Here is a 21,652-nt window from a genome sequence, read left to right on the forward strand (position 1 = left end):
AGAGGGAAATCATGAAAACCCGTGCCGCTGTCGCTGTTGCCGCCGGAAAGCCGCTGGAGATCATGGAGGTCAACCTCGACGGTCCGCGCGATGGCGAGGTGCTGGTCGAGATCAAGGCGACCGGCATCTGCCATACCGACGAGTTCACGCTCTCGGGCGCTGATCCCGAAGGCCTGTTCCCGGCGATCCTCGGCCATGAGGGCGCCGGCATCGTCGTCGACGTCGGCAAGGGCGTCACCTCGGTCAAGAAGGGCGACCATGTCATTCCGCTCTACACGCCGGAATGCCGCCAGTGCCCGTCCTGCCTGTCCAGAAAAACCAATCTGTGCACGGCGATCCGCGCCACGCAGGGACAGGGCCTGATGCCCGACGGTTCGTCGCGCTTCTCGATCGGCAAGGACAAGATCTTTCACTATATGGGCTGCTCGACCTTTTCGAACTTCACCGTGCTGCCCGAGATCGCGCTGGCCAAGGTCAACCCCGACGCGCCCTTTGACAAGATCTGCTACATCGGCTGCGGCGTCACCACCGGCATCGGTGCTGTGATCAACACCGCCAAGGTCGAGATCGGCGCCACCGCCGTGGTCTTCGGTCTCGGCGGCATCGGCCTCAATGTCATCCAGGGCCTGAAACTTGCCGGCGCCGACATGATCATCGGCGTCGACTTGAACAACGACAAGAAGGCCTGGGGCGAAAAGTTCGGCATGACGCATTTCGTCAATCCGAAGGAGATCGACGGCGATGTCGTGCCTCACCTCGTCAACATGACCAAGCGTGGCGCCGACCAGATCGGCGGCGCCGATTACACCTTCGACTGCACCGGCAGCACCAAGGTGATGCGCCAGGCACTGGAAGCCTCGCATCGCGGCTGGGGCAAATCGGTCGTCATCGGCGTGGCCGGCGCCGGCCAGGAGATCTCGACGCGGCCGTTCCAACTGGTCACCGGCCGCACCTGGATGGGCACCGCCTTCGGCGGCGCGCGCGGCCGCACCGACGTGCCAAAAATCGTCGACTGGTACATGGACGGCAAGATCCAGATCGATCCGATGATCACCCACACGCTGAAGCTCGAGGACATCAACAAGGGTTTTGATCTCATGCATGAGGGCAAATCGATCCGAAGCGTCGTCGTTTACTGAAGCAAAGCCACAAGCCGCCGACCGATCGGCCTGCGGCCTCTGTGGTTCACAACTGGAGGAGAAAAGAATGGCCGAGAAACTGCATCCGAAAATCGACAATGGCCTGCCGAGGGAAAGCGCAAGCTTTGCCGGCGGCACGCTGGTCTGCGCCTGCACCAGCAAGCCGGTGAAGGTGAAGGTCAAGGGCCAGATCGCCCACAACCACGCCTGCGGCTGCACGAAGTGCTGGAAGCCGGACGGTGCTGTGTTCTCGGTCGTGGCCGTCGCCGGCACGGGCGACGTCACCGTCACCGAAAATGGCGACAAGTTGAAGGTGGTCGATCCGGCAGCGCTGATCCAGCGCCATGCCTGCATCGGTTGCGGTGTCCACATGCACGGACCGGTCGAGCGCGACCATCCGTTCAAGGGCCTGACCTTCATCCATCCCGAGCGTTTCGTCGAGGACGGCTGGTCGCCTCCGGGCTTCACCGCCTTTGTCTCGTCGATCATCGAATCCGGTGTCGACCCCAAGCGGATGGATGGTATTCGTGCACAGCTGAGGACAATTGGGCTCGAACCCTATGACTGCCTCAATCCAGGCCTGATGGACTATATCGCCACCTGGACGGCGAAGAAGTCCGGCGCCTTGCCGGCTTGAAGACCTGAAACGTCATGGGGCCGGTAGCGATCCGGCCCCATATTTCATTGCAAGCAAGATGCACGAGCGGCACGTCCAGCAAAAAACCGATTGGCCGGCATTCAAAGAATTCGCCTTCCCTGGGTTGGAAGCATTGGAGACCTGAGCAGAGATGTCCAATTTTCCATTCGCCCGCTTGAACCTGGCTAACACAACACCGTTTGACGCCTCTAGTCGTATCGATTGGATCGTTGCGGGACTTGTCGAACGCTACCTTGCTGCCGGGATAAAGGGCTTCGTGCTTAGCTTCGGCACCGGGATGCGCGTGTACCTTCCAAAGGAGAATCCAAGAACTTGCACAGCGGGGCAGCAGCATGACCCGATTTTTAAAGATCCGAGCCTAAAAGCCCCGCATCAACCACGTCCGGCCTCTCTGGCTCAAAGCCGCGGCTCAACTCATTAACACAGCGTCGAATGGACACCTCGTAAGCTTCTCATAGCCGTCGTCCGTTATCAGGACCTGCTCTTCGAGTTTTACGCCTTCACGGCCCCCAACGGCGCCAATGTATGCCTCGACACACAACGTCATGCCCGGCTCAAGAATGTAGTCGAACGCCCCCGGAATGAAATCCTCGGGATAATAGATTGCCGGATATTCGTCACACAGCCCGATACCATGCATCATTGCGCCGTATCGTTGATCAACGAATTCCTTTGGCAATTTGTGGCCATGCCGTGTGAGTTCAGTGAATGAAATACCTGGCCGCAAAAGTTCCATGTTGGTCGTTATGTGCTCGAGAGCGATGGCGTGAAGTCTGCGTTGTTCGTCGCTCGGGCGCCCATCGCCGCAAAACCAAGTTCGCGAAAAATCCGCGCACATACCGTATGGTCCCACCATATCAGTATCGAAGGCAACCAGATCTCCTGTCTGGATCCTGCGTGGCCCGGCCTCCTGCATCCAGGGATTTGTTCTGGGGCCTGAGGTCAGAATACGCGTCTCGATCCATTCGCCGCCACGTGCGATATTTTCGGCATGGAGAATTGACCACAATTCGGTCTCAGCAATGCCTGGTCGCAAAGACTCACGCATTTTCGCGACCGCAATCTCGCAAGTTGCAAGGGAGCAGCGCATGGCATTGATCTCGTCGATGCCCTTTACAGCCCTTGCATGCTCCATCAGTTGCATACCGTTGCAGATATCGATGCCGGCGGCGTCCAGTGCGCGCAAGCCGGGGATCTCGATCTTGTCGACGGCAAGTCGGCGGTTCTTGCCTCCATGGGTCCGTAATAGCTCATCAATTTGCCCTGCAAAATCCTTGGCAACGGCTTCCTCCTGATCGCCAGACACGAAATAGTAAAAGCCCGCACCGCCCGCGCGAATCTCGTTCACCAATGGCAGATGCTCCGAAAGGTGCCCGCAACGATGGAAGTCCCAAAGAACAACGTATCCATCGGCTGAAACAAAAACAGCACGTGATGGATTGTGCGTGATCCAAAGATGCATGTTCGAGGAGTCAGTTGCATATCGGATGTTCAGTGGATCGAAGCACAGCACGCCGGCGTAATCCCGCTGGCGCAGCTGTTGCACGATGCGGTCCAGACGGGTTTTCCTCATCCTTTCCAGGTTGGGAGGAGTGAGGCCCAACGCTGCCCACTCGGCGAAGGCGACATCTGTCGGTCCGATCTCCACCCGATCGTTCTCATCTATGGTTCCATCTGGCTTCAGTGCCGTCGCCCGGCGCGTCGGATCAATTTTGTTCTTCGAGACGGAAAACGAGGACATTCTTGATGGTTCCTGCTGCTGAAGATGTGTCGGTGTATCGCCGGATTGCTGGATTTGGCTCGGGGCTCCGCGCTGCTGAAGGCGGGAAGAATTTTGCCCTCCATAAGATCAATTCAGCTGGGATTTGTGAGCTATCAGCCTCGACAGGCACTTGGACTGGCACCGAAGGCCTGGCGGAAGCATTTCGAAAAATGTGAGGCCGAGGCGAAACCTGAGGCGATCGCTATCTCAACAATTGGCAACTCTGTTTGTTCAATGAGACGCTTGGCGCGGCTAAGTCTCAAATGCAGGTAGAATCGCATGGGGGACGATGTGATCGACCGCTGGAAAAGCCGTTCGATCTGACGCTGCGAGCGACCGACGCATTTTGCGATGTAAAGGAGCGGCAGCGGGTCCTCAATATGCTCCTCCATGATTTGAATTACGTCTGCCAGCGACTTGCAGATGCCGGTTTCACCAGCGTTGATGGTCGATTGTCTGTCCGAAGCGGGACGCCAATGGCCGGCAGTCGTATGTCGGCAGACAGCCAACGCGATGTCTCTGCCAAGGCGCTCGCTGATCAGCTCCATAACGAGGTCGAAGGACGCGAATTCTCCTGCGCAAGTCAGAAGGTGAGGATCGCGAACGAACAGTTGGTCGGTAACCTGGAGGCGGCCAAACTTTTCCAAGAGGGCGGCTCTCTTGTCCCAATGGATTGTGCAAGGTGTATCGTTGAGCAACCCGCTTTCCGCCAGCAGCCATGTCGCCGTACCCAACGCCGCGATTGGAACCCCGTGCCGCTTGCAAAGCCGAAGAATTTTCGTGAGGGAAGTCGACATCTGTTTTTGGACCCATTCGCCTGCGCAGACGATGACCATGCTTGGTCCCTTGCCGGATTGAATGCATTCTCCAGTGCCGGCAAAATTACCGCCGACCGAAAGGATGAATCCGCTGGCGCATTCAACCGGCTGGCCATCCGGGCTCGCAATCGTCCACTCGAAGGCGGGTCGTCCGGAGATCGAATTGGCAAGGCGAAGCGGATCCACGAAGGACGAAAGGCCGAGCTGGGAAAATCCCGGAAGTGCAAGAATGACCAGGCGGTACACGTCGTGGGTGTCAATCACCTGCCTGCCGGGATTCCATCCCACGATTCGCGAACTGTCTCCTGCTGAAAATGGCGCATTCATAAGGTCATACATCCTCGTTGACGGTCATCAACATCGAGCGGGCGTTGGCACCAGCGTCTTGCAGGATGGATACCGCCGCCATCAGCCGCGGACGTTGTGCTTGCGCTTCATGAAGTCCTTGGCGGTCTCGACTGCCACCGCCGCGTCGCGGCAATAGGCGTCGGCGCCGACGGCCTTGCCGAATTCCTCGTTCAGCGGCGCACCGCCGACCAGCACGACATAGTCGTCGCGGATGCCCTTTTCCTTCATCGTGTCGATGACGACCTTCATGTAGGGCATGGTCGTGGTCAAAAGTGCCGACATGCCGATGATGTCGGGCTGATGCTCTTCAATCGCTGCCATATACTTCTCGACCGCATTGTTGATACCGAGGTCGATGACGTCGAAGCCAGCACCCTCCATCATCATGCCGACCAGGTTCTTGCCGATGTCGTGGATGTCGCCCTTGACGGTGCCGATCACCATCTTGCCCTGCTTGGGCGCGCCGGTGGCGGCAAGCAGCGGGCGCAGGATGAACATGCCGGCCTTCATGGCGTTGGCCGACAGCAGCACTTCCGGCACGAACAGGATGCCATCGCGAAAATCCTCGCCGACGATGCGCATGCCTTCGACCAGCGCCTCGGTCAGCACCTTGTAAGGCACCCAGCCGCGCTCGAGCAGGATGTTGGTGCCTTCCTCGATCTCTTCCTTCAGCCCGTCATAGAGATCGTCGTGCATCTGCTGCACCAACTCGTCGTCGGAAAGCTCGGAAAGGATGATCTCGTCGTCGGCCATGTTGGGTCGCCTCACGCATAGTTCAAAGGAGGTCGGTACCCCATACTCGATGGGGCACCGACCAGGCTTCCGGTTGGAGCCTTGGGAGTCTGCTAGGCTGCCAGCCAGACTTTCTGCAAATCCATCTGGAAAGTCTGGTGGATTGCATAGTTCTGAACTTTTTTGTTCATGTGACCAAAGAGGCTTTGCCAGAAGGGCTGGATGATGACGCCAGAATCCTGAAGCACATCTTCGATATCCTGCATCAGTTCCTTCCGCTTGGCGGCGTCGCTGACCGAGAACGCCTTTTTGAGCTTGGCATCGAAGTCGGGGTTTGCGTAAGCAGTCTCATTCCAAGCCTCGCCAGTGCGATAAGCCAGCGCCAGGACCTGAACCCCGAGCGGCCGCATGTACCAGACGGTCAGCGAATAGGGATACTTCGCCCAGTCGTTCCAGAAAGTCGAACCCGGAAGCACCGTGCGCTTGACCTTGATGCCGGCCTCTCGAAGCTGCGCCGCAATGGCGTCACCGGTGTTCTTCTGCCAGTCTTCGTCGATCGAAATCAGCTCGTGTTCGAAGTCGGCATGTCCGGATTCAGCAATGAGTTTCTTCGCGCCATCAACGTCCCGGCTCTTCTTGGGCAAGGCATAATATTCCGGATGGATCGGGGCGACGTGATGGTTTTCGCCGACCGTTCCCCGTCCTGCATAGCCGAGTTGAAGGATGGTGTTGTTGTCGACCGCCATCTGCAGGGCATTGCGGACCTTCTTGTCGTCATAGGGTTTGTTGGCTGTGTTGGTGCGGCACACCAGAGTCGTTGCGGTAGCGACCTCCGATTTGACCACGTCCATCTTGTCCAGAATGTCGATGAAGTCGGCCGGTGTCTCCATATTGACGTCGATCTCACCGGAGTCGAAGGCAGCCACCGTTGCCTGGAAATCGGTTCCGTAGTCGATAAACTGCACGCCATCGAGCAGAGCTTCACCGCCCCACCATTTGCCATTCTCGCGGCGTTTGACTTCCGCCTTGCTGCCGACCGCGTAGGATACCAGTTCGAATGCGCCGGTGCCGATCGGCTTTGCGACGGGGTCAGCGCCGCCGGCGTCGAAACTGCGATGGACGATCAGCCCGGGGTAGTCGGTGAAATTCGCGATGATGGCGATGTCCGGGTCGCTCAGCTTGAGCTTGACGGTATGGTCATCGACCTTAACGATCGCTCCTTCTCTCGCCTTGCCGGTCTTGGCATCGATCAGTCCCCCGACCCGCGCGGCCATTGAATTGCCGGAGACGCCCTTGTCGCACCAGCGGGTTATGTTGAGGACCACGTCATCGGCGTCGAAAGCGTCGCCATTGTTCCAGGTCACGCCCTTCCTGACATGGAAGACATACTCGGTGGCATCCTCGTTGACCTCCCAACTTTCCAGCAAGACAGGTTCAAATGTGAATTCATGTGTGTAGCGGACCAGCGGCTCGAGCCAGCAGCGAGAGATGTTGGCAAGTTCCACCCAGTCATACGTGCGTGGGTCTTTTTGCGCCTTGACGGGCATGGACACGCGCAGGGTTCCGCCCTTCGTTGGCTCGGCGGCGCGTGCGGGCTGGGGCAATGCCACGCCAATCAAGCCGTAGGCCATTGCCGCCGAGGCGCCGAACGTGCTTGCAAGCGCGAGAAACTCGCGCCGGTCCATTTGTCCTGCTTTGACTTCGCCCGCCAGCTTTTCGATGGCAGCCGGAACGCGATTCCCATTGCTTCTGAAGAGTCCCATTTTCTTCTCCCTTGTTGGCTATTGATTGCAGGCTCGTGCGCGGGCCCTTAGGCAAGGCTTGGCGAAATTTGCTCCTGGCGTTGCGCCACGTATGCATCGAGTTCCTCGCGCACGGCTGGATCCATCGGTGGCTGCTCGTAACCCGCGATGATCGATTTTGCCTTCTCACGGCAGCGCTGCGCCATGTCCTTGGAGCCTTTGACCTTCCACTGCTCGTAGCTGAGGTAATCCAGAATCTCCGGCGCGAAGAATGCGTCCTTGAAGCGCTTGAGTGTGAAGGAATCTCCGAGATAGTGCCCGCCCGGTCCGATGCGCCGCACTGCCTCGAGAGCGTCGTCGAAATGCTCGAATGAAATCCCCTGCGCGTATTTTTCGATCAGCAGGTTCTGTTCGGCATCGGCGACAAACTTCGCCATGCAGCATACGAGGCCGGCCTCATCCCAGCCGCCCGCATGCATCATCAGGTTCGCGCCTGCACTCGCTCCCGACATGTAGGCGATCGCCGACTCGTATCCGGACTGAGCATCGAAGGTCTTTGCGGACGATTGGGAGGCGGTTGTTCGCCACGGCAAGCCATACCGCCTTGCCATCTGGCCGATGACGGCGTTGATCAGAGTGACTTCGGGCATGCCGGACATCGGGGCCCCGCTGCGCATCGACACCGAGACTGAATATTGCCCATAGATCATTTTGGCGCCGGGCCTGACCAACTGGGTGTAGGCGAGCGCTGCGAGCGCCTCGGCGTTCAACTGGGCGATTGTGGCCGGGATGTCGGCGGGTGTGTTTGCGGCACCGAGCACAAAAGGCGACAGCAGGACGACCTGGTTCGCCTCGACGAAAGCGCGGAGCCCTTCCAGCATGGTCGAATCCCAGACCAGCGGCGAGTTTCCCGATACGTGACCCATCATCACCGCGTTCTGGTCCATAAAAGCCTTGCCATGGACGATCTGCCCCATGGCGATCGAATCGTCGGCTCGCTGCTTCCCGGTCGTCAGACCGAAGAAGGGCATGTTGGTTTCCACCAGGCTCGAATGGTTGATGTGCAGATGGCGCCATGGAACAGCGATGTCGGTCGGCTCACAGGTGAACCCGCCGGCGATATGGAACCCCGGCAGCATCTGGGTCAGCCGGTTCATGTTCCGCAGATCCTCGATCGTGGATGCGCGTCGCACACCCTCAAGGTCGCGGACGTTTGGCGCACCTTGCATGGCGCCGAAGGTCATTGTGTCCGGCGCGATCTCGAAACGCTGTGACGGATCGCGAGATGTCATCTCAAAACGGGATGGGGCCTTGGAGATCAGATGCATCAGCATCTCGCCATCGAGGCGCACACGTTGGCCTTGGACTTCAGCGCCAGCCTCCTTCCATTGCTGGATCGCTGTTTCATCCCGGAATTCGATTCCGATCTCCCGCAGGATCGCCAGCGAAGCCTGGTGAATGCGCTCAAGCTGCTCAGCCGTGACGGCCTCCACAGGCCGAATGCCGTACTTGATGGTCGAGACGCGGGGCCTCTTCTCTGCTTCCCGGGCAGCTACGACCGACGCGCGTCCTCCGCGGCGTCGGATTACGGCAGTATCAGTGTCCATCATCGTGTTTTCCCAGAGGGGCGCAAAAAGACCCGTCAACAGAGCTTTCCTCGGTCCGCTTACGGAACGCGGCACTGCTCATAGATGTTGATAATAGGGTCCTGCGAGCGCCCTGAGGACTCGTAAAAGGTTGCGCTGGCGTTAAACTCAGTTTATACCTGGGTCGACTGCGCAGGCACTCGTTACCTGGTAAGGACACCCGAAAGGCGACGCGGCTGGGGTGGGTACGGGAACCGAGGCAGCGGTGCCGATAGCCGTCTAAGGGCGCAGTTCCTTCGACTGCGCGAGGAACCAGTCTACAAGTACCTTGCACCTCTTGTTTTTGCCTGCATCGCCATTGGACAACAGGAAGAAGGCGCGGTCGGTCTTGATCTCGGTCGCGATGGGCCGAACCAGCATGCGGTTTTTGAGCAGGTGTTGGGCGGTCAGGGACCATCCCAGCGAGATTCCTTCGCCGGCAAGAGCTGCCTGGAGCGTCAGCTGATAGTCATTGAATACGATGTTCGGTTTCGTCTCGCTGGGGTCCCCGCCTGCAAGCGCGACCCATTCGGGCCAGCTCATTCGCCGGCGAAAGGCATCGGACGAATGAATGAGCTGGTGTCGAACCAGCTCATCGACGCTCTGGGGAGCGGGGTGCGCCAGAAGATATGCGGGGGAGCAGACGGGGAAAATGATCTCGTCGCATACGAACCAACTGTTGGTTCTCTCAAAATCCCGTGGCCGCACCCATACGGTGACGTCCACTTCGTGATCGGGCTCGATATCCCGATCGGTGGCGACAACCTTGATCTTAACGTCGGGATGCTCTTCCTGGAAATGATAGAGCTGAGGCGCAAGCCAATGTGCTGCCAGAGATGTCGACGCAGCAAAAGTGATGTACTTCGTCCCGCGATCTGAGATGGTCTCAAGTCGCTGTTCCAGACGGCGGAAACTCGTGCGCACCTCGTCGTAGAGCTGCCTGCCAGCCTCGGTCAGCTCTACCCCTCGATTATCTCGGGCAAAGAGCGCGGTCCCGCAATGCTTCTCGAACGATTTGATCGAGTGCGAGACGCTCGGTTGCGTCACGTTGAGCTCGCTGGCTGCGCTTTTGAAACTCAGGGTGCGGGCAGCCGCTTCGAAGACAAAAAGCGAATGCGTCGAGGGCACCAGGCTACGAAGCTTTGACATGAAGCAGGTCTATATCAGATGCTATCTTTTCCGTCTACGAGACGCCCGCCAACTGCTCTATTTGAACAGGAAACAACGCGACCGCGGATTGTTGCCAAGCCTTCGTTATCGGTCGCCTTAAACTCAGCGAGTTGGCAGTGAATTCGTTCAACCAAACCACGACGAAACAGCGCAAAGTCGTTCAGCCACCCCATCCTGAACCGACTATGTCCGGCTGGTACGCTGCGGCCGGACCAGAGTTGGCGCTGGTGCCGCTAGTAGGCGACGTTGCATGTGATTGCCTCGTGATTGGCGGCGGCTGGATGGGACTGCACGCGGCCCGCCGATTTGCCGAACTCAACCCGCAGTCTTCGGTTATCCTGGTAGACGCCGGCCGCATTGGGAACAATGCATCCGGACGGTGCATGGGTTTCGTCATCGATCTCGCGCACAATCCTCGGAAGCGCGATTTCGTCGAAGACATCAAGGGGAACAAGGAAGAGCTGTTCGTTAATCTGGACGGGATCGCCTACATCCGAAGCGCTGTCGAAGAGCATGGGGTCGATTGCGACTGGGACGCGCAGGGAAAATACCACAGCGCGGCCACCGCTCACGGTGTGGAGGACCTGCACCGCTTTTCGCAGGCGCTGGATAAGCTCGGGCAGAACTATAGCTGGGTCGAGACCCCCGAAATCCAGGCGATCACCGGCAGCAAGCACTACATCAAAGCCTTGCATCATCCTGGCACGGTCTTGGTCCAGCCAGCGAAATATCTCAAGAATGCGACAAGAAGCCTGCCCGCGAACGTCACCGTTCACGAAAACACCCCCATCGTGGCGGTGCAGTTCGGGGCACTGAAGCACATATGCGAGACGCCCGCCGGAACAATCAGGGCTTCGAAGGTCATCATCTGCGCGTCAGGCTATCTGACGAAATTCGGTTTCTTCGACAACCGCGCCATACCTCTGTACACATTTGCGAGCATGACACGACAGCTCACCGAGAGCGAGCTTTCGCAGGTGGGGAACAAGAGAGCCTACGGACTTATCCCAGCCAACAGCTTTGGCACGACGGTTCGTCGCACGATCGACAACCGGCTTTTCCTACGCAACGTCTATTCCTATGCGACGGACTTCAAGACCACCACGCAGGACGTGATGAAGGCTCGGGTGCAGCAGCAGATCGCGTTCGATCGGCGGTGGCCAGAGCTCTCCTCGATCGGCTTCGAGGCCAGTTGGGGCGGCCTTCTTACTCTCGCGCAAAATGGCGGAATGGTTTTCGGCGAATTGGCGGAGAAGGTCTACGGCGCCGCATTCTGCAACGGGACGGGCGTCGCGCGAGGAGCTGCCTTCGGCAAGGCCATAGCCGATCTGGCGTCAGGGCGATCGTCGCCGATAGTCGACATCCTGAAGACGCGCGCAAGTCCCAGCAAGCCTTATCCCAAGCCCGTCACAGCGATGGGCGTTCGAATCGTAACCGCGGTCCGTTTCCGACAGGCCGGAGCTGAAGTCTAGATACGAGAGAGACCATGGCGGACCTGAAGGGCATAAATCTGGCAATGCAAACACCGTTCGATGAGAATGGTGCGATCAACTATTCGATTTTCGAGGATCTGATCGAGCAGTACGTCGCCGCAGGTGTTCACGGGCTGGTGCTTGGCGCAGGGACCGGGCAACACCCCTATCTTACCGAGGCCGAGTGCAACCGCCTCTACGAAGTAGGCGCAAAGCGAATAGCTGGTCGCTGCAATGTCATTTGCCAGACTTCCGCTTTGAATATGGACGAAGTTATCAGAAGGTCCCGTCACGCGGAGTCCGTTGGCGCCGACGCATTGATGGTACTGCCCCCCTACCTGGAAGGTCCGAGTGATGAGCAGGGAATCTTCGACTTCTACAAAGCAATCGATGCTGAACTAGGTATCGACCTGGTTGGCTACAACATCCCACAGGCCACCGGCATTTCGGTTTCGCCGCAGCTGTTTGAGCGCCTGAGCCAGTTGAAGAATTTCAACTACATCAAGGACAGCGCAGGTGACTTTACTGTCCATCAGGAATACCTGCAGACAAGCGGAACGGTCCTCAATGGCTGCGACACCACCACGCTCTACGCACTGATGGCCGGGGCACGCGGCGTCATATGGGGTGGTGCGAATTACATGCCTTCTGAAGCGGTCGAGCTATATAGATTGGTGGACCGCAAGGAATACGAACAGGCGCTAACCCTCTGGCAGCGCATGTTGCCCTCGTTGCTCTTTATCTGGAGGTCGCCCTATACGCCGTCAGTACTTCGAGCGGCGCAACTGCGCGGCTACGGAACGGGAAATGTTCGCAGCCCACTGAGAAAGCTATCGGCAGATCAGGAAGCGCAGCTTCGCCGTTCGCTTGAACCGTTGGGCGTCTAAGGCGAAGAGAGGCGAGGGCTTCGTGAGAATCGTTCATGTTGGTGCGAGTGGCGTGATCGGCAAGGCCGTGTCGGCCGAACTCGGCAGGCGGCATGATGTCATCGCTGTCGGCCGAAGCGCCGGCGATTTCCAGGTCGATATCGACAATCCGTCGTCCATAAGTCGAATGTTCAGTCAGATCGGCGAGTTCGATGCCCTGATATGCACAGCGGGCACGGTTCATTTCGCCCCGCTCGCCGAGTTCACCATCGAGCAATATGCTATCGGCTTGCAAAGCAAACTCATGGGGCAGGTGAACCTTGTCCGACTTGGACTTGGATTCCTTCGTGAGGAAGGATCGTTCACGTTGACCTCCGGTCCAACGAACGACGATCCGATATCGCTCGGAACATCATCAGCGATGGTCAATGGCGCGCTCGAGGGATTTGTCCGAAGTGCTGCAATTGAGCTTCGCCAGGATCGTCGGATCAATCTGATAAGTCCGACTATGCTCGAGGAGTCCTCTCCGCTCTACAGTCCTTACTTCCGGGGCTCGAAGGCGGTCGCGACGAACGACGTGGTGCTTGGTTACGTCAAAAGTGTCGAGGGCAAGCAAACTGGATGCGTTTACAGGATTGGATGGTCACGAGATCGCTGACCTGACTGCATCGGCGGCCGTTTGGGTTGGCCGCACTGGCATCGGCTTATCCGGCATGGATTGGTCTAGTAACGGGAGTAAGACCGCTTGATTGTTCCGTCCAAAGCTCGCGCCGTGATCATCGGCGGCGGCGTCTCCGGCTGTTCGGTCGCCTATCATCTGGCCAAGGTCGGCTGGACCGATGTCGTGCTGCTCGAACGCAAGCAGCTGACGTCGGGCACGACCTGGCATGCCGCCGGCCTGATCGGCCAGTTGCGCGGCTCGCAGAATATGACGCGACTGGCGAAATATTCAGCCGACCTCTACGTCAAGCTGGAAGCCGAGACTGAAATCGGCACCGGCATGCGCCAGGTCGGCTCGATCACCGTGGCGCTGACGGAGGAGCGCAAGCACGAGATCTATCGGCAGGCATCTCTCGCCCGCGCCTTCGATGTCGACGTACGCGAGATTTCGCCCAACGAAGTCAAGCAGATGTACCCACATCTCAATGTGTCAGACGTGGTCGGCGCCGTGCACCTGCCGCTCGACGGCCAGTGCGACCCGGCCAACATCGCCATGGCCTTGGCCAAGGGCGCGCGCCAGCGCGGTGCGACGATCGTCGAGAACGTCAAAGTCACCAGGGTGCATACCAGGGCCGGCCGCGTCACCGGCGTTTCCTGGGCGCAAGGCGACGAGCAAGGCACGATTGAAGCCGATGTCGTCGTCAACTGCGCCGGCATGTGGGCACGCGAACTTGGCGCCCAGAACGGCGTCACCATTCCGCTGCACGCCTGCGAACATTTCTATCTCGTCACCGAGCCGATCCCCGGGCTTTCCCGGTTGCCAGTGCTGCGTGTGCCGGACGAGTGCGCCTACTACAAGGAAGATGCCGGCAAGATGATGCTCGGCGCTTTCGAGCCGGTGGCCAAGCCCTGGGGCATGAATGGCATAAGCGAGGAGTTTTGCTTCGACCAGTTGCCGCAGGACATGGACCATTTCGAGCCGATCCTAGAAATGGGCGTCAATCGCATGCCGATGCTCGCCACCGCCGGCATCCACACCTTCTTCAACGGCCCCGAGAGTTTTACCCCCGATGACCGCTACTATCTCGGCGAGGCGCCGGAGCTTTCCGGCTACTGGATGGCGACCGGCTACAATTCGATCGGTATCGTCTCCTCCGGCGGCGCCGGCATGGCGCTGGCGCAATGGATCAATGATGGCGAGGCGCCGTTCGACCTGTGGGAGGTCGACATCCGCCGCGCCCAGCCGTTCCAGAAGAACCGCCGCTATCTCAAGGAGCGCGTCTCCGAAACGCTCGGCCTGCTCTATGCCGACCATTTTCCCTACCGGCAGATGGCAACCTCACGAAACGTGCGCCGTTCGCCGTTGCACGAACACCTGAAGGCGCGCGGCGCGGTGTTCGGCGAGGTCGCCGGCTGGGAGCGCGCCAACTGGTTCGCTAGGCCCGGCCAGGAGCGCGAATACCGCTATTCCTGGAAACGGCAGAACTGGTTCGACAACCAGCGCGACGAGCATCTGGCGGTCCGAAACGGCGTCGGCCTGTTCGACATGACCTCCTTCGGCAAGATCCGCATCGAAGGCCGCGACGCCTGCGCCTTCCTGCAAAAGCTCTGCGCCAACGATGTGGACGTGGCGCCGGGCAAGATCGTCTACACCCAGATGCTCAACCAGCGCGGCGGCATCGAGAGCGACCTCACTGTCTCGCGGCTGTCCGAAACCGCCTTCTTTCTCGTCGTGCCCGGCGCGACGCTGCAGCGCGATCTGGCCTGGCTGAGAAAACACCTTGCCGACGAGTTCGTCGTCGTCACCGATGTGACCGCTGCCGAAGCCGTGCTTTGCCTGATGGGGCCGGATTCGAGGAAGCTGATCCAAAAGGTCAGCCCGAATGATTTCTCCAATGACAACAATCCGTTCGGAACGTTTCAGGAGATCGAGATCGGCATGGGCCTGGCCCGCGCCCACCGCGTCACTTATGTCGGCGAGCTCGGCTGGGAGCTTTATGTCTCGACCGACCAGGCTGCCCATGTTTTCGAGGCAATCGCGGAAGCCGGCACCGATGTCGGCCTGAAGCTATGCGGCCTGCACACGCTGGATTCCTGCCGCATCGAGAAGGCGTTCCGGCATTTCGGCCACGACATCACCGACGAGGACAACGTGCTGGAAGCCGGCCTTGGCTTCGCGGTGAAGACGGCGAAAGGCGACTTCATCGGCCGTGATGCGGTGCTGCGCAAGAAGGAGACCGGATTGAACCGCCGACTCGTTCAGTTCCGGCTGAAAGACCCAGAACCCCTGCTCTTCCACAACGAGGCGATCCTGCGCGACAGCAAGATCGTTGGTCCGATCACGTCAGGCAATTACGGCCATCACCTCGGCGGAGCCGTCGGGCTGGGCTATGTGCCCTGCGAAGGCGAGAGCGAGGCGGATGTGCTGGGCTCATCCTACGAAATCGAGATCGCCGGCGAGCGCTTTGCGGCCGAAGCATCGCTGAAACCGATGTACGATCCGAAGTCGGAAAGGGTGAGGATGTAGCGCGGTCCACTACTCGACGTTGAACGGCCGAACGGGAGACCTAGGTCGGTATGGGTGTGCTTTTTCTTCAATACGGCTCGTCTTCGTGCGTTGGGGTCGAGTGTCGATATAGATTAATACCTTGATTGAAAGAGTTGACTGGATGACGCGATCTGAGTTCAACACACAGGCGTTTTTGAACGCCCTGGATCGAAAGAAGTCAGATAGAAAACTGAACTGGAAGCAAGTCGCTGACCTTTCGGGAGTAAGCGCTTCAACACTGATCCTCATGGCGCAGGGACAAAGGCCAGATGTCGAGAATCTGGCTCGGCTATTCCACTGGTCGGGTTTGAGTGCCGACACATTTGTGGGCGCTGGACAAGGACACCGTCTTTTTACTGAGCCATTCAGCCAAATCGCCATGGTCATCTGTTCGGACAACTATCGTGCAGACAATGGCCGCAGCACGGTAATTGGCACTTTCACTGGTATTTTTGTGCGTCTCCGAGACAAGCTCTACCACGACTAGCGGGAAAAGGATGGCTACTGGTCTAAAGCGGAATGACCATGACCTCTTCCTGTGAGCTGTCAGGCCGCTTGCGGCCCAAAAGCAATGTGCGAGAAGCGCCTCATCTCGGCCGTTGAAGATAGCTCGGCCACTGCCTTGAAACGGACATTACCGGCGACCTCGCCGGAGGTTGCGGTTGCGCCATGAGGTCGCCGAATTGCAAAAGATATTTGAAGGGCCGATACCATCGACGACGAAGCAACGTCCACCGCAGCGCGCGGACGGCTCAACACACCAAAACGCAACCTACGCGGCGCGTCGTTGAGCCAACTGGAGACCCGAACGGGCTCGACGAGGGTCGACGGCCGTCACAATGCTGTGGTGGTGATCGCAGTAGACGCGATCCGGCGAAGTTGGCCCATCACAAAAACGGTAACCGCCGGGTACGGATGTGTCTTCGCTCACCGGGAAGCGGCACTGATAGACGCCTAGCTAAATGAGGGGAACGTCTCTCGAAGTCAGTCTGATATTTTCAGGCATGATGGTTTTCAGGTTCCTAGCTCATAGACCGATGCTGGCTGACGGCCGCGGTGTGACCCCGCCGAGGCGAACTTCTCTCGTTTTCGGAAGGCTCACGACAGTCGAGCCCTATATCAAGGATTGGTGCGCTATGGGTCAACCAGCCGATGGAAATCAGATCAACGCCTGTCGCAGCCACGGCCGGCGCCGTCGTCAGGGTTATCCACGCCCTCAGACCGGACTGTAGTGATCGATGACCAAGTTCAAAGGGACCGGACGGCAAGGCTTGGGCCTCCCCGATGGTAAGGATGCGCGGCTCGCCGTCGGTCACGGCTATCACGACGGCGATCAGGTCGGCATCGACAACGTGGCGTTGGCCGTTGCGACCAGCTGATCTCTTGGCCTGTGTTGATTTGACTTCCATAGGCTTTGACTGATTTCCGAATAATGAGGAACCCGGTCTGGGCAAGCCGGGCGCAAGGTGACCTGCAGCCCTCCGCTCGTCAACGCTCCCCAGGACGACGCAATCGATCACCTCATAGTCTTTGCCCTCCGCAACTGCACAAATCTATGCCAAATGCGACAGTTGGCTGGCGTGAGGGAACGCTGGGGCGCCACGAGTGTGGCTCGATGGCGTCTGCTTCTTGGGCGCAGACAAGCCATACTTGGATCCATGCCACTTTCGGTCATGGAGACGCAGCGCGGCGGCGCGGCGATGCACTGCGCCAGCAACTGTCGCGACAGCCCATTCGTCCAGCCTCTGGTGGGTGGCAATCTTCACGCAGGAACCGACCCAGAGATCAGTTGGGTACCACCCAGCGCGTGGCAGCGCTGTTAGAGCCTAAATCAAACATTTCGCAACGACAGCCCCCTCAAGAACATCATCTGTCCGCAGGCGGCAGACCGTGTATTTGCCCCTTGAGACCCCGGTTTGATCGAGCTGCGACGGCCGCCCTCTTTCTCGCCGCCAAGGCGCTGCCAAAAAATAAGCAAGGCGTTATCGCAGGTATACAAATAATATATACCCGGCAGAATGGGGGTCAATCAGTTGATATCACTACAATATATACTCATATAACCCATTAATATGGTAATATATTCAGCACACATCTATCAATAACGCCGAAACACGTCGAAAAGGATTGGACCTCCATTTGATCGTTCCGTACTAGGGGCGCTCTATTCACAGAGGGCAATCCACATGAACATCAGAAGTTTTTTACTCAGTGCTGGCCCTGCCATCGGCGCCATCACGGGCGCTCAGGCTGCAGATGCTGTCCCTGTCGCCGAGCCGGAACCCGTCGAGTACGTCCGCGTATGCGAAGCTTACGGTGCAGGGTTTTTCTACATTCCGGGAACTGAGACCTGCCTGAAGGTCAGCGGTTACGTGCGTTACGACGCCCGCGGAGGTGATAACGTCTACAAGGGGGATGAGTTCGGCACCTGGCAGAAAACGTCACGTGCCACGATGCGATTTGATGCTCGTTCGGAAACCGAACTTGGCACATTGCGTTCCTATGCTGAAACGCGTTCTGTGTTCGCAAATGCCGTGCAGAGCACAGGCCTGTCCCATGCATATATTGAACTCGGTGGCTTTCGGATTGGTGAGACCGATTCCCGCTTCAATACATGGACGGGCTCAGCTGGAAATGTCGTTGCTGATGATATTGTCGACTATGCCGGTGATGCCACCAACCAGATTAGCTACACTTTTGTCGGTGGCAAGGGGTTTTCAGCAATGATCGGCGCAGAACAGGGCGACAGCTTGCACATGATCAACGGCTACATGCCGCACGTCGTTGCCGGTGCGAAGTTCCAACAGGGCTGGGGTGCCGTTTCGGCGGTGGGCGGTTATGACGTGGCCAGCGAAGAATTTGCAGGCAAAGTTCGTCTGGATGTGAAGTTCACCGGCCCTGTAACCGCTTTTGTCATGGCCGGCTACCAGTCCGATCCAGACAAACCCAATTACTACGGAGCCTGGAACGGGGATTACGCGCTCTGGGGTGGTCTATCTGCCAAGATTTCTAGCAAGGCAACCGTGAGCGGACAGGTTGCCTACGAACAAGAGGGTACTTTCGCCGCTGCCTTGAACCTTGCCTACGAAATCGTTCCTGGTTTCGTGATCACGCCGGAAATCGAATATACGTCGTTTGGCGGTGACCGCGGTAACGGTCATGACCACGCCATTGGCGGCATTGTCCGATTCCAGCGGAATTTCTGAATTTACCAGCTGAGTTCATAAAAGCTCTCTGATCGACCTGGCAATGTAGAAGGACTGCACATGCCAAGGTGATAGGGCACGCTCCAGTCGTATCATTGTTTTAGATCGGTGGATTCAAATGGTCCACCGATCGCCTTGTTGTTGGCGCCGATAGCGAACTTCGCACAACTGGAGAGATTGAAATCTCACAAAGCCTGGGGCCCCGCCGATGGGCGAATGAAGGTCTGCAAATCTGGTTCGGTGAACGGGAATGTGTCGCAACGGGCTGTTTGGGCAAGATTAAAGAACGTTTCCTTGCAGACGCGCTCCACGGCAGTGACAGCTCGCGAACCGCTGATACTGCGAACGAGGTACAATGATCGGGTCAACGCAGGATTCTCTATTCTCCACATGCGCACTCCCTCACGGTGCGCGTGCTGATCGAAGGCGTTGATCGGGAGTATCGCATAGCCCATGCCTGCTTCCATCATGCGTATTATGCTGGTGTATGAATCCACCTCGACAACATTGATGAAGGCAATTTGCTGGCGTGTCGCCTCCTCCTCAAGAATCCGCCGCAAGCCGTGGGTCCTGCTGGGCAATAGGAGTGGGAGCGTCGCGATATCGCAATACGGTACGACGCTTGCATCGAAGTGAAGATGCTGGCCACGTCCATGTGCTCCGTCGGTCGGGCCGAAGAGGCAAAGCTCATCAGCCTGAACATGTTTCGAGGCCAGTTTTTTGTCGTCAGGGTCGTTATAGAGAACTGCGAGATCGACACGGCCTTGCAGGAGCCAGTCGAGGAAAAACCCCGTCATTGCCTCGACAATACGCAATTGGATGAGCGGATAGATGCGGTTGACTTCCTGCATAAGCGGAACCGCGAGCACCTGGCTGATGGTCCCCGATAGCCCAAGGCTCACTTGGCCGCTCGGGTGTTCATCGGTTCCCTTCATTTCTTCCGCCAGCGCATCAATTTGCTCGACAATCGTGCGGGCTTTATTGAGTAATGCGCTCCCGCATTCGGTTGGCACGACACCCTGCTGGCTGCGGATGAGAAGCGGTTTGCCGATATCAAGTTCCATATTGCGCACGTGCAGACTCAACGCGGGTTGCGCGACCTGCAATGCAACTGCCGCTTTTGAAAATGACCCTTGCTCTACGATCTTTATGAAGTATCGAAGCCGGCGGACGTCCAAGTGTCTTATCCCCATAACGACCGCGACCAGGAGCCAACAGAACTGGTCCAGATCAACATTTGCGCCAAATTGAGCTACCTCTGTGCGCCGGCCGAGATCGCAACTTTGTGCCCGGCCCGATCATGGATAATCGCGGAAGGTCGTTTCGCCGCAAGGCAAAGAACATGTCCAGCTGCACAGTCCCAAAGGTTGGTTCCGTGCTCAATGTAGCCGGCTAGACGACCCGATGCGACCAAAGCCAGGGAAGCCGCGCAACTGCCCAAGCTGACCACATGATGGCCGATAGCTTCGATTTCAGTTTCTATCTCTAGTCGATGCGCCGTCGGCCACACCCGGTTGCGGCCGATCCCGAAGGCGGCTGACGCGCTCCCCTCTATCATCCGCAACGGTCCCGTGACATTGAGCGGGCCGTCCGATGCGGCCCACATGATGGTTCCAAGCGCCGGCAGAGCGACCGCGCCCAGCACGGGCTCATCGTCTAGAACGTAGGCGATCGACACCGCCCAAATTGGCATCCCACTGACAAAGTTGGCTGTACCGTCCACTGGATCTATCAGCCAATAGTCGCCCGTCGCATCACCGCCCTGCTCCTCGCCCACGATGAGGTCGTCTGGGACGTCATCTGTCAGCAGTCGCCGAGCAAGCGTTTCGGCATCGCGATCGACGGCACTGACATAGTCGGCAGACCCTTTGGTCTCGATGGTCCACTTATCCCGGTTATGAAATCGCTCCAGGCTGAATGCCGCCACCTTGGAAACGACATCGTGAAGGGTCGCGAGACGAACGTTGAGCGCAGCGCTCGTCATGCGGTGTTCCTCGCGCGCGCATGGACAACCATCTCCTCGAGCTTGAGCGCGACGCCGTGAGCGCGGCGATAATAGGCGGGCTCTGGAATCCCGTACCGATCCATCGGCGTCTCGAAATTGAGCGGCGTCTGGTAAGCGGTCGCCGCGATCGCAGCGGCTATAGCGTGCCAATCCAGCCTGCCGTCGAACGGCAGGAGATGGTTGTCCATTGCGCCAAAATTGTCGTGAATGTGGGTCGCGATGAGACGATCCCCGAAACGCTCCAGGACAGTTAGCTTGCCAGGCTCGATCAGTTCCCAGTGGCCGCAATCGAAACAGATGCCGATGAATTCCTTGCCGTATCGGGCGAACAGGCGATCAAAAAGATTGAGGAAGTTCTGGGCGGTGGCGCAAAGCAGCGTTTCCACCGCAATCTGCACGCCCTTTTCCAAGCAGTAGGGCTGAATCTCATCGAGAGAACGGAACAAGGGTTTGAAGAACTCTCGTTCCGAGGCTTCGTTGCGGAAGACGTCGTCGGTGATATCGATGTGCAGAACCACATTCGGGGATTTAAAGGCGGCCGCCAGATCGATCCGGTTGCGCAACAGCTCGACGCCGCTTAGGCGCTGCCATTCATGCAGCGACAGGATGTCCTTGCGCATCTCAAGCGCAAACGGACCAGGGTTGTTGTGACCGATTTCGCTGACCGGATTGCGGCCATTGCTGGCATGAACCGAGTGCACCTTCAGCCCGGCGGCGGCCACCATGTTGCTGGTGAACTCGATTTCGGCGTCGGCCAGCCAGTACGAACTGCCGGAGTCGGGGTTCCAGTTGATATGTGTGAAGCCAGCTTCCTTGATCAGGGCCAGCGAATTGCGAATGCCCTCGTCGTACCAACGTTCCTGGTGCGGCCAATGCCAGACGGTGATGCAGGTATCCAATG

General features: G+C 58.4%; 17 protein-coding genes and 3 pseudogenes. 9 read left to right on the plus strand and 11 right to left on the minus strand.

Annotation, left to right across the window (positions count from 1 at the left end):
* Window positions 1–11 precede the first annotated feature (11 nt).
* The 3 genes and pseudogenes from FJV83_RS18270 to FJV83_RS37030 all read left to right on the plus strand — a co-directional run.
* Complete coding sequence (locus tag FJV83_RS18270; protein ID WP_095774064.1) at window positions 12–1,139, plus strand: S-(hydroxymethyl)glutathione dehydrogenase/class III alcohol dehydrogenase; 1,128 nt, start codon at window positions 12–14, stop codon at window positions 1,137–1,139.
* 67 nt (window positions 1,140–1,206) lie between these two features.
* On the plus strand, window positions 1,207–1,776 hold the full coding sequence (gene gfa / locus FJV83_RS18275) for an S-(hydroxymethyl)glutathione synthase (protein ID WP_095774065.1): 570 nt from the start codon (window positions 1,207–1,209) through the stop codon (window positions 1,774–1,776).
* Window positions 1,777–1,927: 151 nt separating this feature from the next.
* Window positions 1,928–2,098 (plus strand): annotated as a pseudogene (locus tag FJV83_RS37030) (dihydrodipicolinate synthase family protein); the annotation flags it as partial.
* 108 nt (window positions 2,099–2,206) lie between these two features.
* Here FJV83_RS37030 and dddP read toward each other — a convergent pair.
* From dddP to FJV83_RS18305, 6 genes are all read right to left on the minus strand, one after another.
* Complete coding sequence (dddP, locus tag FJV83_RS18280; RefSeq protein ID WP_095774066.1) at window positions 2,207–3,538, minus strand: dimethylsulfonioproprionate lyase DddP; 1,332 nt, start codon at window positions 3,536–3,538, stop codon at window positions 2,207–2,209.
* 134 nt (window positions 3,539–3,672) lie between these two features.
* Window positions 3,673–4,704, minus strand: a complete 1,032-nt coding sequence (locus tag FJV83_RS18285; RefSeq protein WP_179296485.1) for a GlxA family transcriptional regulator — start codon at window positions 4,702–4,704, stop codon at window positions 3,673–3,675.
* Between the two features lie 81 nt (window positions 4,705–4,785).
* Window positions 4,786–5,478, minus strand: coding sequence for a B12-binding domain-containing protein (locus FJV83_RS18290; protein ID WP_095774068.1), 693 nt, complete (start codon window positions 5,476–5,478; stop codon window positions 4,786–4,788).
* 92 nt (window positions 5,479–5,570) lie between these two features.
* Complete coding sequence (locus FJV83_RS18295) at window positions 5,571–7,220, minus strand: ABC transporter substrate-binding protein (RefSeq protein ID WP_095774069.1); 1,650 nt, start codon at window positions 7,218–7,220, stop codon at window positions 5,571–5,573.
* A 47-nt stretch (window positions 7,221–7,267) separates the two neighbouring features.
* A complete protein-coding gene (locus FJV83_RS18300) occupies window positions 7,268–8,845 on the minus strand; it encodes a trimethylamine methyltransferase family protein (RefSeq protein ID WP_142887131.1) in 1,578 nt (525 codons plus the stop codon).
* 219 nt (window positions 8,846–9,064) lie between these two features.
* Window positions 9,065–9,973, minus strand: a complete 909-nt coding sequence (locus tag FJV83_RS18305) for a LysR substrate-binding domain-containing protein (protein WP_095774071.1) — start codon at window positions 9,971–9,973, stop codon at window positions 9,065–9,067.
* A 137-nt stretch (window positions 9,974–10,110) separates the two neighbouring features.
* On the opposite strand from FJV83_RS18305, the gene FJV83_RS18310 reads away from it, so the two are divergent.
* The 5 genes from FJV83_RS18310 (at window position 10,111) to FJV83_RS18330 (ending at window position 16,027) form a co-directional block, all read left to right on the plus strand.
* Window positions 10,111–11,466: an FAD-binding oxidoreductase gene (locus FJV83_RS18310; RefSeq protein ID WP_245318182.1), complete on the plus strand. Its 1,356-nt coding sequence runs from the start codon at window positions 10,111–10,113 to the stop codon at window positions 11,464–11,466.
* A gap of 14 nt (window positions 11,467–11,480) precedes the next feature.
* Window positions 11,481–12,353, plus strand: coding sequence for a dihydrodipicolinate synthase family protein (locus FJV83_RS18315; RefSeq protein WP_095774073.1), 873 nt, complete (start codon window positions 11,481–11,483; stop codon window positions 12,351–12,353).
* Between the two features lie 22 nt (window positions 12,354–12,375).
* Entirely contained in the window at window positions 12,376–12,990 is a 615-nt protein-coding gene (locus FJV83_RS18320) for a short chain dehydrogenase (RefSeq protein ID WP_142887132.1), read from the plus strand.
* An 87-nt stretch (window positions 12,991–13,077) separates the two neighbouring features.
* Window positions 13,078–15,519, plus strand: coding sequence for an FAD-dependent oxidoreductase (locus FJV83_RS18325; protein WP_095774074.1), 2,442 nt, complete (start codon window positions 13,078–13,080; stop codon window positions 15,517–15,519).
* 142 nt (window positions 15,520–15,661) lie between these two features.
* Complete coding sequence (locus FJV83_RS18330) at window positions 15,662–16,027, plus strand: helix-turn-helix domain-containing protein (protein ID WP_095774075.1); 366 nt, start codon at window positions 15,662–15,664, stop codon at window positions 16,025–16,027.
* Between the two features lie 535 nt (window positions 16,028–16,562).
* On the opposite strand, the pseudogene FJV83_RS37720 reads toward FJV83_RS18330, so the two are convergent.
* Window positions 16,563–16,748, minus strand: a pseudogene (locus tag FJV83_RS37720) (hypothetical protein); the annotation flags it as partial.
* Window positions 16,746–16,949: pseudogene (locus FJV83_RS37035) on the minus strand (hypothetical protein); the annotation flags it as partial. The pseudogenes FJV83_RS37035 and FJV83_RS37720, both read right to left, overlap by 3 nt.
* Before the next feature lie 777 nt (window positions 16,950–17,726).
* Between FJV83_RS37035 and FJV83_RS18345 the strand changes: the two are divergent.
* Window positions 17,727–18,746, plus strand: coding sequence for a porin (locus FJV83_RS18345; protein ID WP_095774076.1), 1,020 nt, complete (start codon window positions 17,727–17,729; stop codon window positions 18,744–18,746).
* A gap of 185 nt (window positions 18,747–18,931) precedes the next feature.
* On the opposite strand, the gene FJV83_RS18350 is transcribed toward FJV83_RS18345, so the two are convergent.
* The 3 genes from FJV83_RS18350 to FJV83_RS18360 form a co-directional block, all read right to left on the minus strand.
* On the minus strand, window positions 18,932–19,924 hold the full coding sequence (locus FJV83_RS18350) for a LysR family transcriptional regulator (protein ID WP_179296487.1): 993 nt from the start codon (window positions 19,922–19,924) through the stop codon (window positions 18,932–18,934).
* 74 nt (window positions 19,925–19,998) lie between these two features.
* On the minus strand, window positions 19,999–20,730 hold the full coding sequence (locus FJV83_RS18355; RefSeq protein ID WP_095774078.1) for an inositol monophosphatase family protein: 732 nt from the start codon (window positions 20,728–20,730) through the stop codon (window positions 19,999–20,001).
* Entirely contained in the window at window positions 20,727–21,650 is a 924-nt protein-coding gene (locus FJV83_RS18360) for a TIM barrel protein (RefSeq protein ID WP_095774079.1), read from the minus strand. The genes FJV83_RS18355 and FJV83_RS18360 overlap by 4 nt, the downstream gene beginning before the upstream one ends.
* Between the last annotated feature and the right edge of the window lie 2 nt (window positions 21,651–21,652).

This window comes from Mesorhizobium sp. WSM4307 (genome assembly GCF_007003945.1).
Lineage (GTDB): Bacteria > Pseudomonadota > Alphaproteobacteria > Rhizobiales > Rhizobiaceae > Mesorhizobium.